This window comes from Gilliamella sp. LMG 34362, from assembly GCF_984569125.1.
Map to the genome: position 1 here is coordinate 131,534 of NZ_OZ474902.1, position 15,444 is coordinate 146,977.

Annotated in this window: 14 protein-coding genes; 13 read left to right on the forward strand and 1 reads right to left on the reverse strand. The window is 36.9% G+C overall.

The window, feature by feature from the left end:
* Positions 1-10 precede the first annotated feature (10 nt).
* On the reverse strand, positions 11-817 hold the full coding sequence (xthA, locus tag AC5LWZ_RS00665; protein ID WP_493464215.1) for an exodeoxyribonuclease III: 807 nt from the start codon (positions 815-817) through the stop codon (positions 11-13).
* Between the two features lie 115 nt (positions 818-932).
* Between xthA and tyrA the strand changes: the two genes are divergently transcribed.
* The 13 genes from tyrA to panS all read left to right on the forward strand — a co-directional run bounded on the left by tyrA (position 933) and on the right by panS (position 15,432).
* Complete coding sequence (gene tyrA / locus AC5LWZ_RS00670; RefSeq protein WP_493463816.1) at positions 933-2,054, forward strand: bifunctional chorismate mutase/prephenate dehydrogenase; 1,122 nt, start codon at positions 933-935, stop codon at positions 2,052-2,054.
* An 89-nt stretch (positions 2,055-2,143) separates the two neighbouring features.
* A complete protein-coding gene (gene glmM, locus AC5LWZ_RS00675) occupies positions 2,144-3,481 on the forward strand; it encodes a phosphoglucosamine mutase (RefSeq protein ID WP_198247600.1) in 1,338 nt (445 codons plus the stop codon).
* Positions 3,482-3,735: 254 nt separating this feature from the next.
* Positions 3,736-4,518 carry a F0F1 ATP synthase subunit A gene (gene atpB / locus AC5LWZ_RS00680; protein WP_110446932.1) on the forward strand — a complete coding sequence of 261 codons (783 nt, stop codon included), beginning with the start codon at positions 3,736-3,738 and terminating at the stop codon, positions 4,516-4,518.
* 36 nt (positions 4,519-4,554) lie between these two features.
* Entirely contained in the window at positions 4,555-4,782 is a 228-nt protein-coding gene (gene atpE, locus AC5LWZ_RS00685; protein ID WP_370527378.1) for a F0F1 ATP synthase subunit C, read from the forward strand.
* Between the two features lie 24 nt (positions 4,783-4,806).
* Positions 4,807-5,277 (forward strand): F0F1 ATP synthase subunit B, encoded by a 471-nt coding sequence (gene atpF / locus AC5LWZ_RS00690; RefSeq protein ID WP_034901512.1) that lies wholly within the window; start codon positions 4,807-4,809, stop codon positions 5,275-5,277.
* A 13-nt stretch (positions 5,278-5,290) separates the two neighbouring features.
* Positions 5,291-5,824 (forward strand): F0F1 ATP synthase subunit delta, encoded by a 534-nt coding sequence (atpH, locus tag AC5LWZ_RS00695; protein WP_493463817.1) that lies wholly within the window; start codon positions 5,291-5,293, stop codon positions 5,822-5,824.
* Between the two features lie 11 nt (positions 5,825-5,835).
* A complete protein-coding gene (gene atpA / locus AC5LWZ_RS00700) occupies positions 5,836-7,377 on the forward strand; it encodes a F0F1 ATP synthase subunit alpha (RefSeq protein WP_034901516.1) in 1,542 nt (513 codons plus the stop codon).
* Between the two features lie 14 nt (positions 7,378-7,391).
* Positions 7,392-8,261: a F0F1 ATP synthase subunit gamma gene (gene atpG, locus AC5LWZ_RS00705; RefSeq protein ID WP_065614742.1), complete on the forward strand. Its 870-nt coding sequence runs from the start codon at positions 7,392-7,394 to the stop codon at positions 8,259-8,261.
* Positions 8,262-8,308: 47 nt separating this feature from the next.
* Positions 8,309-9,691, forward strand: a complete 1,383-nt coding sequence (gene atpD / locus AC5LWZ_RS00710) for a F0F1 ATP synthase subunit beta (RefSeq protein ID WP_034901521.1) — start codon at positions 8,309-8,311, stop codon at positions 9,689-9,691.
* Positions 9,692-9,717: 26 nt separating this feature from the next.
* The gene (locus tag AC5LWZ_RS00715) at positions 9,718-10,143 is read left to right on the forward strand and encodes a F0F1 ATP synthase subunit epsilon (protein ID WP_034901523.1); all 426 of its coding nucleotides are present in this window, start codon (positions 9,718-9,720) and stop codon (positions 10,141-10,143) included.
* Between the two features lie 265 nt (positions 10,144-10,408).
* Positions 10,409-13,618 carry an exodeoxyribonuclease V subunit gamma gene (recC, locus tag AC5LWZ_RS00720; RefSeq protein ID WP_493463818.1) on the forward strand — a complete coding sequence of 1,070 codons (3,210 nt, stop codon included), beginning with the start codon at positions 10,409-10,411 and terminating at the stop codon, positions 13,616-13,618.
* A gap of 8 nt (positions 13,619-13,626) precedes the next feature.
* Positions 13,627-14,424, forward strand: coding sequence for a TatD family hydrolase (locus tag AC5LWZ_RS00725; RefSeq protein WP_493463819.1), 798 nt, complete (start codon positions 13,627-13,629; stop codon positions 14,422-14,424).
* A gap of 42 nt (positions 14,425-14,466) precedes the next feature.
* Complete coding sequence (gene panS / locus AC5LWZ_RS00730) at positions 14,467-15,432, forward strand: ketopantoate/pantoate/pantothenate transporter PanS (RefSeq protein WP_279084444.1); 966 nt, start codon at positions 14,467-14,469, stop codon at positions 15,430-15,432.
* Positions 15,433-15,444 lie beyond the last annotated feature (12 nt).

The following is a 15,444-nucleotide window of genomic DNA, read 5'->3' on the forward strand; positions in this document are numbered from 1 at the left end:
TGGTTGAAGTTTAATCTAAATCAAATTGTGCCCAGATCGGTGCATGGTCAGATGGTTTTTCCATACTGCGAATATCGTAATCGATGCCGGTTTGCTGACAATATTGCTGTAACTTTTGGCTGGCTAATATTAAATCAATTCTTAATCCAGTTTCACTATCAAATCCTTTAGAACGATAATCAAACCATGAATATCGTTGCGATTCAGGATTAGCATGACGATAAGTATCAGTATAACCAAGAGACATTAAATTATTTATCCATTCACGCTCTTCAGGCAAAAAAGAACATTTACCAGTACGCAGCCATCGTTTACGACTTTCATCAGAAATACCGATATCTAAATCAGTTGGACAAATATTCATATCCCCCATAATTAAGGATAATTGACTATTAAGTTGCTGGCTTTGTATGTACTGATTTAAATCCTGATAAAATTTACGTTTAGCAGGGTATTTGATTTCATGGTGTAAACTTTCTCCCTGAGGAAAATAGCCATTGATAACGATTAAATTACCTTGACTAGTCGGTAATTCAGCCATAATTAATCGACATTGTGCACCTTCCTCATCAGTTGGAAAACCACATTGGACTGATAATGGTTTTTGCTTAGTCAATAATGCCACGCCATAATGCCCTTTTTGACCATGATAATGTAAGTGATAACCGAACTGTGCTAGTTCCTCAATTGGAAATTGATCGTTATGAACTTTGGTCTCTTGCAAGCCAATGATATCAGGCTGATGTTTATCAATAATCGCAGCTAATTGGTGAACTCTTGCCCGAAGGCTATTAATGTTAAATGAGATAACTTTAATCATAAATTTATTGTATTTGATTTAATTTTGCTATTAACCCATGCTACCAAAAATACGTTATACTGTTAAGCAATTACAGTAAAAGCTATAACTTGTGATAAAGGATCCAACAAATATGTCAAAGGAATTACTTGCATTGCGCAATAAAATTGATGAAGTAGATAAATCGATTTTATCTTTAATTAGTCAGCGACTAGCATTAGTGGCCGAAGTTGGTGAGGTGAAAAGCGAGCATGGAATTCCAATTTACGATCCAAAACGTGAAGCGGATATGTTAGCTAAACGGAAACAAGAAGCCGAAGATTTAGATATATCACCAGCGCTAATTGAAGATATTTTACGTCGTTTAATGCGTGAGTCTTATATTAGTGAAAATGATAAAGGGTTTAAAAAAGTTTACTCCGGTAAAGGATCAATTGTTATTATTGGCGGTAATGGCCAAATGGGCCGACTATTCGCCAGATTATTTACCTTATCTGGTTACCAAGTCAAAACACTAGGCTCAAAAACGATGCATCAAGCTGCAGAAGTAGTCGCTGATGCAGCTGCAGTTATTGTGACAGTGCCTATCAACAAAACTTGTGAAATAATTGAACAATTACCACCACTACCTAAAGATTGCATTTTAACTGATTTTACTTCAATCAAAGTCAAACCATTACAAGCGATGTTAACTAAACATGCTGGCCCTGTAGTTGGCTTACATCCTATGTTCGGCCCTGATGTACCTAATTTAGCTAAACAAGTTATTGTTTACTGTCAAGGACGTTACCCAGAACAATACCAATGGTTAATTGAACAAATGCGGATTTGGGGAGCAAATTTATGTGCAATTGATGCTAAAGAACATGATAAATGCATGTCATTTATTCAAGCATTGCGTCATTTTACTTCATTCTCATATGGTGTAAATTTACAACGAGAACACGCTGATTTAGAGCAATTAGTTACCCTATCATCACCTATTTATCGACTTGAGTTAATGATGGTAGGCCGATTATTTGCTCAAGATCCAGTGCTTTATGCCGATATCATCATGGCGTCAGATGCCAACATTGAATTAATTAAACGCTACTATCAATGTTTTGGGCAAATGGTTGAATTAATCGAACAAAGAGATAAAACGAAATTCATTGAGAATTTTAATGAAGTAACCAAATGGTTTGGTAATTATGCCGAGCGTTTTATTAAAGAAAGCCAAGTGTTATTGAAGTTTGCTAACGATAATCGAGAATAGTTTAGCTAAGCACTTTTATAAAATAGCACTAACGTTAACATTATAACGCTGGCAATGAGTTAAATAAAAATTCTGTATGAGGAAATAACATGTCTAATCGGAAATATTTTGGGACAGATGGTATTCGTGGAAAAGTTGGAGAATATCCTATAACACCTGATTTTGCTCTCAAATTAGGTTGGGCTGCTGGGCGAGTACTGGCTAAAGATGGTGTAAAAAAAGTCATCATCGGTAAAGATACTCGCATTTCAGGCTATATGCTGGAATCAGCATTAGAAGCAGGATTTGCTTCGGCGGGTGTAGCAGCTGCATTTACTGGGCCAATGCCAACACCGGCGATTGCTTATTTAACTCGTACATTTCGTGCTGATGCAGGTGTAGTCATTTCTGCTTCACATAATCCTTTCTATGATAATGGCATTAAATTTTTCTCAAACGAAGGACGCAAACTTGATGATGCAATTGAGTTAGAAATAGAAGCACAACTAGAGAAAGAGATCGATTGCGTCGAATCAAAACAGTTAGGTCGAGCCAGTCGAATAACTGATGCTGCAGGTCGATATATTGAGTTTTGTAAAAGTACTTTTGATCACGATTTAAGTTTATCAGGCCTAAAAATTGTGGTGGATTGTGCAAATGGAGCCACTTACCACATTGCCCCGAAAGTATTGCGTGAGCTTGGCGCCAAAGTGATCAAAATTGGCTGTGATCCTGATGGAGTTAACATCAATGAAAATTGTGGTGCCACTGATGTAAAAGCGTTAACTGAGCAAGTTATCAATGAAAAAGCTGATTTAGGCTTCGCTCTTGATGGTGATGGCGATCGTATTATTATGGTTGACCATAAAGGTAATAAAATTGATGGTGACTTAATTATTTATATCATCGCTCGAGAAGCATTAAGACAGGGTCAGCTTAAAGGTGGTGTGGTCGGTACGCTAATGAGTAATATGGGACTGGAAATCGCCCTTAAAAATCTTGGAATTCCATTTGTAAGAGCAAAAGTCGGCGATAGATATGTACTTGAAATGCTAGTTGAAAAAAATTGGCGATTAGGCGCTGAAAATTCAGGTCATGTTCTACATCTAGATAAAACGACTACCGGTGATGGTATTGTTGCTGGCTTACAAGTTTTAGCTGCCATGGTACGCAATAATATGTCATTAGCTGATTTATGTAGTGGTATGACAATGCTACCACAAATATTAATTAATGTTCGTTTCTCTGGTAAAAATGATCCATTAATGAATCCTGAGGTCAAATCAGCCATTGCACAGGCAGAACAACAACTCGGTAATAATGGACGAGTACTCATACGTAAGTCAGGCACAGAGCCTCTTATTAGAGTGATGGTTGAAGGTAGCAATCAATCACAAGTTCAGCAACTTGCTGAAAAAATTGCTGATGCGGTTAAACAATCAAATTAGCCTATTTTTTCTTCATTAATTAGGCTATTGGTGAAAATTATTTCTAATAAAGTGACTATTAAAGCTGTTATTCTTTACGCAAAATTAGTAAAAAGTGTCTAAATTCTTTATTTTTTTAATCAGTTGTTGACTTAATATAGGCAATTAGGTTTAAAATAACAGCTTCGGTTATTGCAGTAATTGTTTATACCTTTTAAGGTAAAAAAATATAACAAGCTGTAGTTTTTATTTTTAGAAATAGGTAAGAGGGTTATATGGCAGTTTCCTCTCCAGCTTCACCGCAAGCTTATATAAAACACCATCTAGAGAACTTGCAAGTCGGTTCTGGTTTTTGGACCTTTAATCTTGATTCATTGTTCTTTTCAATTTTACTTGGTGTGCTGTTTTTATGGATTTTCCATCGTGTTGCAAGGAAAGCAACGAGTGGCGTACCAGGTAAACTTCAATGTGCAGTCGAGATGATCTTTGAATTTGTCAATAATACCGTCAAAGACATGTTTACTGGCCAAAATAAACTTATTGCTCCTTTAGCGCTTACTGTGTTTATTTGGGTATTTTTAATGAACTTACTAGATCTGATCCCCGTTGATTTCCTACCTTACGCTGGGCAATATTTAGGTTTATCACATTTAAGAGTCGTACCGACAGCTGACGTTAGTATTACCATGTCAATGTCTTTAGGTGTCTTTGCACTTATCATCTTCTATTCAATCAAATATAAAGGGATTACAGGTTTTATTAAAGAATATACTTTACATCCTTTTAATCATTGGGCATTTGCACCAATTAACTTAGTCCTAGAACTTGTTAGTTTATTAGCTAAACCTGTCTCATTAGGATTACGACTTTTCGGTAACATGTATGCAGGTGAACTTATCTTCATCTTAATTGCAGCACTATTACCTTGGTGGTCACAATGGGTATTATCATTACCATGGGCTATTTTCCATATTCTGATAATTACCTTACAAGCATTTATTTTTATGGTGTTGACGATTGTCTATTTAGCGATGGCTTCGGCAACAGAAGATCATTAATTTTTAAATTTTTTTGATAATAAACTGGAGTATATAATGGAAATTTTATATGTAGCCGCAGGCTTAATGATGGGATTAGCTGCAATCGGTGGTGCAGTTGGTATTGGTTTATTAGGTGGTAAATTCTTAGAAGGTGCTGCTCGCCAACCAGAATTAATGCCTATGTTACGTACCCAATTCTTTATCGTTATGGGCTTAGTTGATGCGATCCCTATGATTTGTGTAGGTATTGCGTTATATGTCATTTTTGCTGTTGCAGGCTAATAATAATTTAAGAGGAATTGTCTCATGAATATGAACGCAACTCTCCTCGGCCAAGCAATTACATTTGTATTGTTTGTTTGGTTCTGTATGAAGTTTGTTTGGCCACCCGTTATCCGAGCGATTGAAAAACGCCAAAAAGAGATAGCAGATGGACTTGCTTCAGCAGAAACAGCAAAAAAAGATTTGGAATTAGCCAAAGCAAATACATCTGACATAATGCAACAGGCTAAGGTTGAGGCTAATGCAATTATTGAGCAAGCGAATAAACGCAAAGCAGCCATTCTTGAAGAAGCACAACAAGAAGCTTCTCGTGAAAAAGAAAGGATTGTTGCTCAAGGACTTGCTGAAGTTGAAGCTGAGCGCAAACGCGCTAGAGAAGAGCTTAAACAACAAGTCGCTACACTCGCTATTGCCGGTGCAGAAAAAATTATTGAACGTTCTGTTAATGAAGCCGCTAACAGCGACATCATTGATAAACTCGTAGCTGAACTATAAGGAGAATAGAGCAATGGCTGACTTAATTACGATTGCTCGCCCTTATGCTAAAGCCGCTTTCGACTTTGCTGTTGAAAAAAATAGCATCGAATCATGGCACAAAATGTTGGTGTTAACATCTGAAGTGAGCAAAGATGCTCAAATAAGAAGTATCTTAACATCTGACATGAAAACTGATTCAGTGGCTAACTTACTCATCAATATCTGTAAAGATGTATTAGATGAGTTTAGCACTAATTTTATTAAAGTTATGGCTGAAAACAAACGTTTATCTCTTCTTCCTGAAGTGTTATGTTTGTTTGAGCAATACTGTTTAGACAAAGAAGCACAAGCAGATGTTGAGATTATTTCTGCTAATGAGCTTACCAGTGAACAACTTGATAAAATTTCTGTCGCAGTCGAAAAACGTTTATCACGAAAAGTAAAACTAAAATGTCATATTGATAAATCGCTCATTTCTGGTTTTATTATTCGTACGGGCGATATGGTTATTGATAGTAGTATCAGAGGGCGTCTAAATCGACTAAATGACGCTCTACAGTCTTAAGGGGACTGATAATGCAGCTAAATTCAACTGAAATAAGTGAACTAATTAAAGAGCGGATAGCTCAGTTCAATATTGTGAGTGATGCTCACAATGAAGGAACTATCATATCTGTAAGTGATGGTATTCTTCGAATCCACGGATTAACTGATGTAATGCAAGGTGAAATGATTGCATTACCAGGCAACCGTTATGCAATGGCATTAAACCTTGAAAGAGATTCTGTTGGTGCTGTGGTCATGGGACCATACGAAGACTTATCTGAAGGGATGAAAGTGCAATGTACTGGCCGTATTTTACAGGTACCAGTAGGTGATGGTTTATTAGGCCGTGTTATTAATACTCTCGGTGAACCAATTGATGGTAAAGGTTCTATTCAACATGATGGATTTTCACCAGTAGAAGTGGTTGCTCCAGGTGTTATCGACCGTCAATCAGTTGACCAAGCATTACAAACTGGTTATAAAGCGGTTGACTCAATGATTCCAATTGGTCGTGGTCAACGTGAACTTATCATCGGTGACCGTCAAACAGGTAAAACCGCATTAGCAATTGACGCCATTATCAATCAACGTGATTCTGGAGTTAAATGTATTTATGTTGCAATCGGTCAAAAACAATCAACTATTGCTAACGTAGTGCGTAAACTTGAAGAGCATGGTGCACTTAAAAACACAATTGTGGTGGTGGCATCAGCATCTGAATCTGCAGCATTACAATACTTAGCACCTTACGCTGGTTGTGCCATGGGAGAATACTTCCGTGATCGCGGTCAAGATGCATTAATTGTTTATGATGATTTATCAAAACAAGCGGTTGCTTATCGTCAAATTTCATTATTACTTCGTCGTCCACCTGGACGTGAAGCTTACCCTGGTGATGTATTCTATCTTCACTCTCGTTTACTTGAACGTGCAGCTCGTGTTAACGAAGCTTATGTTGAGGAATTCACTAAAGGCGAAGTAAAAGGTAAAACAGGTTCATTAACTGCATTACCAATTATCGAAACTCAAGCAGGTGACGTTTCAGCGTTCGTACCAACTAACGTAATTTCGATTACTGATGGTCAGATCTTCCTTGAAACTAGTTTATTTAACTCAGGTATTCGCCCAGCGGTTAACCCTGGTATTTCGGTTTCTCGTGTTGGTGGTGCTGCACAAACTAAGATAATGAAAAAATTATCTGGAGGTATTCGTACTGCACTTGCACAATATCGTGAATTAGCAGCATTCTCACAATTTGCCTCTGACTTAGATGAAGCAACAAGAAATCAATTAAGCCATGGTGAAAAAGTAACTGAATTACTCAAACAAAAGCAATACTCGCCAATGACTGTTGCTGAGCAATCAATTGTACTTTACGCTGCAGAGCGTGGTTATCTTGAAGATGTTGAACTTGCTAAAGTATTATCATTTGAAACAGCACTTCTTGCTTATGCCCATAGTCAATATGCCGATTTTGTTAAGCAAATCGACGAAACAGGCAATTACAATGATGAGATTGAAAACAAGTTAAAAGCAATGCTTGAAAGCTTTAAATCAACTCAAACTTGGTAAGGGTGAGGTAACAAATGGCTAATGCAAAAGAAATTAGAACGAAAATTGCCAGTATCCAAAGTACGCAAAAAATCACCAAAGCGATGGAAATGGTAGCTAATTCTAAAATGCGTAAAACGCAAGATAGAATGGCGGCTAGTCGTCCATACGCTGAAATGATTCGTGAAGTAATTGGACATTTAGCGTTAGCTCAAATAGGCACTAAGCATCCTTATCTGGAAGAAAGGGATGTTAAGCGAGTTGGCTATCTTATCATTTCAACCGATCGTGGTTTATGTGGTGGATTAAATATCAATCTTTTCAAAACTGTTATTGCTGATATGTCAGCATGGCAAGAGAAAGGCGTTGAAGCAGATGTTGCTTTAATTGGTTCTCGGGGTGTTTCGTTTTTCTCTTCAGTAAAAACCAACATTTTAACCCAAGTAACCAATTTAGGTGATGAACCAACTTTATCTGATTTAATTGGTCCGGTAAAAACAATGCTTGAGGCATATGACAACGGTAAAATTGATAAACTATATATTGTAACCAATAAGTTTATTAATACTATGTCGCAAAAGCCAACAATACAGCAATTATTACCATTACCGGCTTCAGAAGATAAAGAACTTAAAGCTTCATCATGGGATTATATTTATGAGCCTGATGCAAAATCATTATTAGATGTGATTTTACGTCGTTATATTGAATCACAAGTCTATCAAGCGGTGGTTGACAATTTAGCGAGTGAACAAGCAGCAAGAATGGTGGCCATGAAAGCAGCAACCGATAACGGTGCAAATTTAATTAATGAATTACAAATTGTGTATAACAAAGCCCGTCAAGGTGCGATCACAAATGAATTAATTGATATTGTATCTGGTGCAGCTGCTGTTTCAGGTTAGTGCTAAATATTGGCTTATAGTTAAGAAAAAGACGTAGAGGATTAAAAATGGCTACTGGAAAGATTGTCCAGATCATCGGTGCGGTGGTTGATGTCGAATTCCCAGAAGATGCAGTACCAAAGGTATATGATGCATTAGAAGTGGAAACTGGCACTGATAAATTAGTTCTGGAAGTTCAGCAACAATTAGGTGGTGGCGTTGTATGTTGTATCGCAATGGGCTCATCTGATGGTTTAAGACGTGGACTTAAAGTAGTAAATACAGGTCACGGCATTGAAGTTCCTGTAGGAACAAAAACACTTGGCCGTATAATGAACGTACTAGGTGATCCTGTTGATAAAGCAGGTCCAATTGGTGAAGAAGAGCGTTGGGCAATTCACCGTGCAGCACCAACATACGAAGAGTTGGCTAACTCAACAGAATTACTTGAAACTGGTATCAAAGTTATCGACTTAATTTGTCCATTTGCAAAAGGTGGTAAAGTTGGTCTATTTGGTGGTGCAGGTGTTGGTAAAACTGTAAACATGATGGAATTAATTCGTAACATCGCTATCGAGCACTCAGGCTACTCAGTGTTTACTGGTGTAGGTGAACGTACTCGTGAAGGTAACGACTTCTATCATGAAATGAAAGAATCAAACGTACTTGACAAAGTATCATTGGTTTATGGTCAGATGAATGAGCCACCAGGAAATCGTTTACGCGTAGCGTTAACTGGTTTAACAATGGCAGAAAAATTCCGTGATGAAGGTAAAGACGTACTATTATTTATCGATAATATTTACCGTTATACCTTAGCCGGTACCGAAGTATCTGCACTATTAGGTCGTATGCCATCTGCGGTAGGTTACCAACCGACATTAGCAGAAGAAATGGGGTTATTACAAGAACGTATCACCTCAACTAAAACGGGTTCAATTACCTCAATCCAAGCAGTATATGTACCTGCCGATGACTTAACTGACCCATCGCCAGCAACAACCTTTGCTCACTTGGATGCAACAATCGTATTAAGTCGTCAAATCGCATCATTAGGTATCTACCCAGCGGTTGACCCACTTGACTCAACCAGTCGTCAATTAGATCCTCTTGTTGTTGGTCAAGAGCATTACGATTGTGCTCGTGGCGTACAGTCAATTCTTCAACGTTATCAAGAATTAAAAGATATCATTGCAATTCTTGGTATGGATGAATTATCAGAAGATGATAAGTTAACTGTTGCTCGTGCACGTAAGATTCAACGTTTCTTATCTCAACCATTCTTCGTTGCGGAAGTGTTCACCGGTTCACCAGGTAAATATGTACCATTAAAAGACACAATTAGTGCCTTTAAAGGTATTATGAATGGTGATTATGATCATATTCCTGAACAAGCATTTTATATGGTTGGTTCAATCGACGAAGCGATTGAGAAAGCGAAATCTCTCTAAGAGATTTATAGAACGGAGAGAGCATTATGGCACTAACTTCCTATCAATTAGAAGTTGTTAGTGCTGAATCTCACCTTTTTTCAGGTGATGTTCAGCGAATCAGAGTCACAGGACGAGAAGGTGAACTTGGGATTTATCCTGGTCACACGCCTTTACTGACAACCATTAAGCCGGGAATGGTCGGGATTGTTAAAGCCGATGGTGAAGAAGAGTTTATTTATCTATCTGGCGGTATTTTAGAAGTACAACCAACTATGGTAACAATCTTAGCTGACACCGCCATTCGTGGTGAAGACTTGGATGAAGCAAGGGCTCAAGAAGCAGTAAGACAAGCGCAAGAACACATTAATCACCCTAGCGATGATATGTCTTTTGCTCAAGCATCTGCTGAACTTTCAAAAGCCTTAGCAAAAATACGAGTTATAGAATTAACTCGTCGTTTAGGTCAATAAGGATATTGATCACTAAACTAGGCAATAAAAGGCTACAAATTAATAAATTGTGGCCTTTTTTATTATTTGCTGAACGACTATTTGAATTATCACTATCTAAAAGACACAATTTTTACCGCTAAAAAACCCCTTTCCTCAAAATTTTTATAAGCCATTGGTATTTTATATAGTTATTTACTTATAAAAAGTTACTATTTAAACATGGCTAGATTTATTAATAGCAATCAGCGATAATCTGATTAATTCTATTAATATTAATGTAACTATGTTCACCATTTATCATTCTAATCAAGTCGATTTACTCAAATCACTCGTTAGCGAATTAATGCGCAGAGATCCGCTAGAACAGGTTTTTATGCCTGATATGGTTATGGTGCAAAGTCAAGGTATGGCACAATGGTTACAAATTGAATTAGCCAATGATCTAGGGATAGTTGCTAATGTTGATTTTCTTTTTCCAAGCCAATTTATCTGGCAGTTATACCAAACTCTGTTACCTAATTCACCTCAGGAAAATAGTTATAATGTCGAATCAATGACTTGGCGTTTGTATTATCTATTGCCAAAAATTATCGAGCGACCTGAATTTGATACCATTAAACATTATCTTAATATTGATAAAGAAGAACGAAAACAGTATCAACTAGCGACTCGAATCGCACAATTATTTGACCAATATTTAGTTTATCGCCCTGACTGGTTAGCCAAATGGGAAAGCAAGCAAACGGTAGCTGAACTAAATCATCATCCTGATGAAATCTGGCAATCTGAATTATGGCGACAACTAATTGCAATTAGTCAACCTTATCATCGTGCCAATATCTATCAGCAAATGTTAGACATTTTGTTAGATAATGATTTCGATCGCACAAGATTAAAATCGTTACCGAAACGAGTCTATATTTTTGGTATTACCTCACTACCACCAATTTATTTATCATTATTATCAGCACTTGGTCAACACATTGATGTCCATTTAATGTTTAATAATCCTTGCAAATGGTATTGGGGCGATATTGTAGAAAAACAGCTATTAGAGATCCAAAATACACCTGATAATATTCCTAACCCATTATTAACGTCTTGGGGTAAATTAGGACGAGATAACCTATTTTTATTGCAGGAATTCAATAATAAACAAGATATTGATATTTTTGTCGATCATGAGCGAAAATGTTTATTAGATTCAATTCAGCAAGATATTTTAGAACTTTATCAAACCAGTGATGTAAAATCTCCCATAGATAAAACAGATAGATCAGTAACCTTCCACGCTTGCCATAGCGAACAGCGTGAGGTCGAAGTACTTTATGATTATCTATTATCTGCATTTGATGCCGATCCAACACTTGAATTACGTGATTGTATTATCATGGTTTCAGATATTGATAAATATGTACCCTATATTCGATCAGTATTCGGTAACGCTGAAGGAAAACGCTATTTACCATTCACAATTTCCGATCAAAAAGCTCGCAACATTGATCCAATGGTGCAAGGATTTTTTGCTATTTTAAACTTTACTGAAAGCCGCTTTACCGCTGAAGAATTATTTAATCTACTTGAAATTCCAGCCATTGCCGAAAAGTTTGCCATAAGTGAGTCACAACTAACTTTATTACATACTTGGATTATTGAATCAGGTATTCGTTTTGGTCTAGAAAATGCTCACAGCTGGCTATTTGGCCTTGAACGGTTATTACTTGGTTATACCATGAATAGTGAACAAGGTGGTTGGCAACAGATACTAGCTTATGATGGTGCTACCGGCTTAGATGCTGAATTAATTGGTCAGTTAGCAGAATTTATAAAATCAGTACGTAAATGGTTAACCATTCTCAGTGAAGACAAGCCATTAACTGAATGGCAAGGCTGCTGTATTGAACTGATTAATGATTTTTTTGTTAGTAATGACTCACGTGAATCAATTTTATTAATGATTCAAGAAGAGTGGCAAAAACTGATTAGCAGTGGTTTAAATGCTAATTTTACCGATCAAATTTCAATAACTATTTTACATGATGCGATGCAATCACGATTGGAGCAAAATCACCTAGCCCATCGTTTTTTAGTCGGTAAGATAAACTTTTGTACTATGATGCCAATGCGCTCGATTCCTTTTAAATTAGTATGTTTATTAGGTATGAATGATGGTGATTATCCAAGAACATCTTTACCTTTAGACTTTGACTTAATTGCTCAAAACCCGCGTCGAGGTGACCGTAGTCGACGTATTGACGACCGCTATCTGTTTTTAGAAGCTATTTTATCTGCACAAGATCAACTCTATATCAGTTATATCGGTCGAGATATGAAAGATGATAGCGAACGTTATCCATCAGTATTAGTCGATGAGCTTTGGGATTATATTGTGCAGTATTATCATGATGCTACTGATAAAGATTCAGATAAAAACAATTCTTTAATTGGTAACTTAAGAACGTTGCATACTCGCACACCATTTAATCCACAAAATTTCTTAAATGAACCTAAAAGTTATGCTGATGAGTGGTTACCTGCCGCGTTAAAAGCGGGAGAAACCCAATCATTTATCAGCGATATTACCAAAGTCATTGTAGATAATATCAATCTAGATGAATTAAAACGTTTTTATCAACACTCTATCCGGTTTTTCTTACAAAAACGCTTTAATTTTTATGTTAATTATTTAGATAACACCTTGCCCGATGCTGAAAACTTTAGCCTAGATAACTTAAAACGCTATCAACTTAATCTACAGATTTTAAATGAAATGATTGCTAAGGACTCGCAAGGCTGTGATAACTTTTACCAACGGCTTAAGCTAACTGGTGAGTTACCAGACGGTGCATTTGGTGAGATTATTTATGATGAATTGTGTGAAGCACTGCAACCTTTAGCCAATAAAATCATTGAAGAGAGAACTAATCCATCAACCTTAGAGGTAAATTTAACTATTTCGATAGATGAACAACATTATCAATTACAAGGTTGGCTAACCCACATTCAAGCAGATGGTCTTTTAACTTGGCGCCCAGCTAAACTCTCGATTCGTGATGGTATTTCATTATGGATTGATCACTTAATTTATTGTATTTTGAATTGGGATAAAACCGACAGCCAAAGTCGCTTATATGGCCGAGAAGACAACCAATGGCGATTTTTACACATTGATGCCCCACAAGCGTTAACCCTATTAACGGATCTCGTTGAAGGTTTTATAAAAGGTGTCAACCAACCACTATTAATGCCATTACAAAGCGCATGGAGCTGGTTGCTTGCTGCATATAATCCAAAAACTGGACAAATTGAACTCAGTGAAAAAGCAATAAGCAAATTATTAACCACTTGGCAAGGTGGCCAATTTCTTACCGCAGAATGTGATAGTTATTACGCAAGGCTTTATCCCGAATTAACCGATGATCTAATAGAACAAATAATACAGTTTGCTCAGCGATATTTATTGCCGATATTATTACATCAAGTCGAAGAATAGGAGGCACTATGTTTATCGATACGCATTGCCATTTCAATTTTCCTGCTTTTGTTACCGATCTCGAGAATTCAATCAATAATATTCGCCAAGCTAAAATTAATAGCTTAATTATTCCTGCTGTATCAGCAACACATTTTAGTCAAATATTACAACTCACCGAGCAATATAGTGAACTTTATGCTGCACTCGGTTTACACCCTATCTATCAACACTCGCAGGCTGATCTTGAACAACTATCAGATATAGTTAGTACTCACCCTACAAAATTAGTTGCCATTGGTGAAATTGGCTTAGACCGTTATGACCAATCTGTTGATTGGCAACAGCAACTAGATTTTTTTCGAGCTCAATTAGTATTAGCCAAGCGCTATGATTTACCCGTTTTAATCCATTCACGCAAAACACACGACATTATCTATCATGAATTACATCAAGCTAATTTGCCATGTCGTGGGGTGATCCATGGCTTTTCAGGTAGCTATCAACAAGCACTGCAATTTATTAAATTAGGCTATTATATTGGTGTTGGTGGAGTAATAAGTTATACCAGAGCCAATAAAACTCGCCAAACCATTGCAAAATTACCGCTGGAAAGTTTAGTGTTGGAAACTGATGCTCCAGATATGCCATTAAGCGGTCGCCAAGGACAAATAAATCGCCCCGAAAACATTGTCGATATTTTTAATATTCTTAGTCAATTGCGAACAGAACAGCCTTCACAAATAATTAACAATATCTTAACAAATACCTTGACGCTATTTTGTAGAATTAATAGAATGGAAATTACAAATCCAATCAAAAGATAACTATTTAATTATTAATGATTTATCAAGAAAAGGTGATATTTTATGTCGCAGCGCTATAGTCAACTTTTTGTACAATCCATTATTTCATTAACTCGATTATTTCCTTTATGGGCGATTCTTTGTGCAATAGCAGCCTATTTTTCACCTGATACCTTCCTGCCTGTGCGACCACATACATCACAATTATTAATGTTTGTCATGTTTACCATGGGGGTGACGTTAAGTATTGATGATTTTAAACGCGTCGTCACCAAACCGAAAGCAGTCATAATTTGTACTTTACTGCATTATATTGTAATGCCAGTGACTGCGTTAATCTTATCTAAACTATTCACTATGCGACCTGAGCTATTAGTCGGCATGGTTCTTGTGGGGAGTGTTGCTAGTGGTACCGCCTCTAATGTAATGATTTATCTAGCTAAAGGTGATGTAGCATTATCAGTTACTATTTCATCGGTATCAACACTGGTTGGCGTTGTAGTCACCCCATTACTCACATTATTGTTAGTAGGTACTACCGTTGAAGTTCCGGTTTGGGATATGTTGGTACATATTGTCCAAATTGTTCTCGTCCCTATTCTTTTAGGCTTGATTGTCCACCACTTTTTATATCCTGTGGTAAAAAAATGTGAACGCTTCTTGCCACTGTTGTCGATGCTTTGCATTTTATTAATTATTTGTATAGTTGTTGCCGGTAGTCATGCTCTCATTGCTCAAGTAGGTATAACCGTTATCTTTGCCGTCATTATTCATAATGGTGTTGGTTTACTTGGTGGTTATTGGGGCGGTCGTTTATTTGGTTTTGACGAGTCCACTTGTCGAACTATGTCTTTAGAAGTAGGTATGCAAAACTCTGCGTTAGCTGCAACATTAGGTACAACCTACTTTTCAGCATTATCGGCACTGCCTGCTGCGGTCTTTTCTGTTTGGCACAATATTTCGGGTTCACTATTGGCTGGTTATTGGCAAGGAAAACCCGTTAAAAATAAGAAAAAATCCAGCAATTAACAGAGCATATTG

Excerpts from the sequence above, each read along its gene's own strand:
- recC (WP_493463818.1), top strand. The coding sequence starts at position 10,409 with ATGTTCACCATTTATCATTCTAATCAAGTCGATTTACTCAAATCACTC.
- atpB (WP_110446932.1), top strand. The coding sequence starts at position 3,736 with ATGGCAGTTTCCTCTCCAGCTTCACCGCAAGCTTATATAAAACACCAT.
- AC5LWZ_RS00725 (WP_493463819.1), top strand. The coding sequence starts at position 13,627 with ATGTTTATCGATACGCATTGCCATTTCAATTTTCCTGCTTTTGTTACC.
- atpE (WP_370527378.1), top strand. The coding sequence starts at position 4,555 with ATGGAAATTTTATATGTAGCCGCAGGCTTAATGATGGGATTAGCTGCA.
- atpH (WP_493463817.1), top strand. The coding sequence starts at position 5,291 with ATGGCTGACTTAATTACGATTGCTCGCCCTTATGCTAAAGCCGCTTTC.
- atpD (WP_034901521.1), top strand. The coding sequence starts at position 8,309 with ATGGCTACTGGAAAGATTGTCCAGATCATCGGTGCGGTGGTTGATGTC.
- atpF (WP_034901512.1), top strand. The coding sequence starts at position 4,807 with ATGAATATGAACGCAACTCTCCTCGGCCAAGCAATTACATTTGTATTG.
- atpG (WP_065614742.1), top strand. The coding sequence starts at position 7,392 with ATGGCTAATGCAAAAGAAATTAGAACGAAAATTGCCAGTATCCAAAGT.
- glmM (WP_198247600.1), top strand. The coding sequence starts at position 2,144 with ATGTCTAATCGGAAATATTTTGGGACAGATGGTATTCGTGGAAAAGTT.
- AC5LWZ_RS00715 (WP_034901523.1), top strand. The coding sequence starts at position 9,718 with ATGGCACTAACTTCCTATCAATTAGAAGTTGTTAGTGCTGAATCTCAC.
- tyrA (WP_493463816.1), top strand. The coding sequence starts at position 933 with ATGTCAAAGGAATTACTTGCATTGCGCAATAAAATTGATGAAGTAGAT.
- panS (WP_279084444.1), top strand. The coding sequence starts at position 14,467 with ATGTCGCAGCGCTATAGTCAACTTTTTGTACAATCCATTATTTCATTA.
- atpA (WP_034901516.1), top strand. The coding sequence starts at position 5,836 with ATGCAGCTAAATTCAACTGAAATAAGTGAACTAATTAAAGAGCGGATA.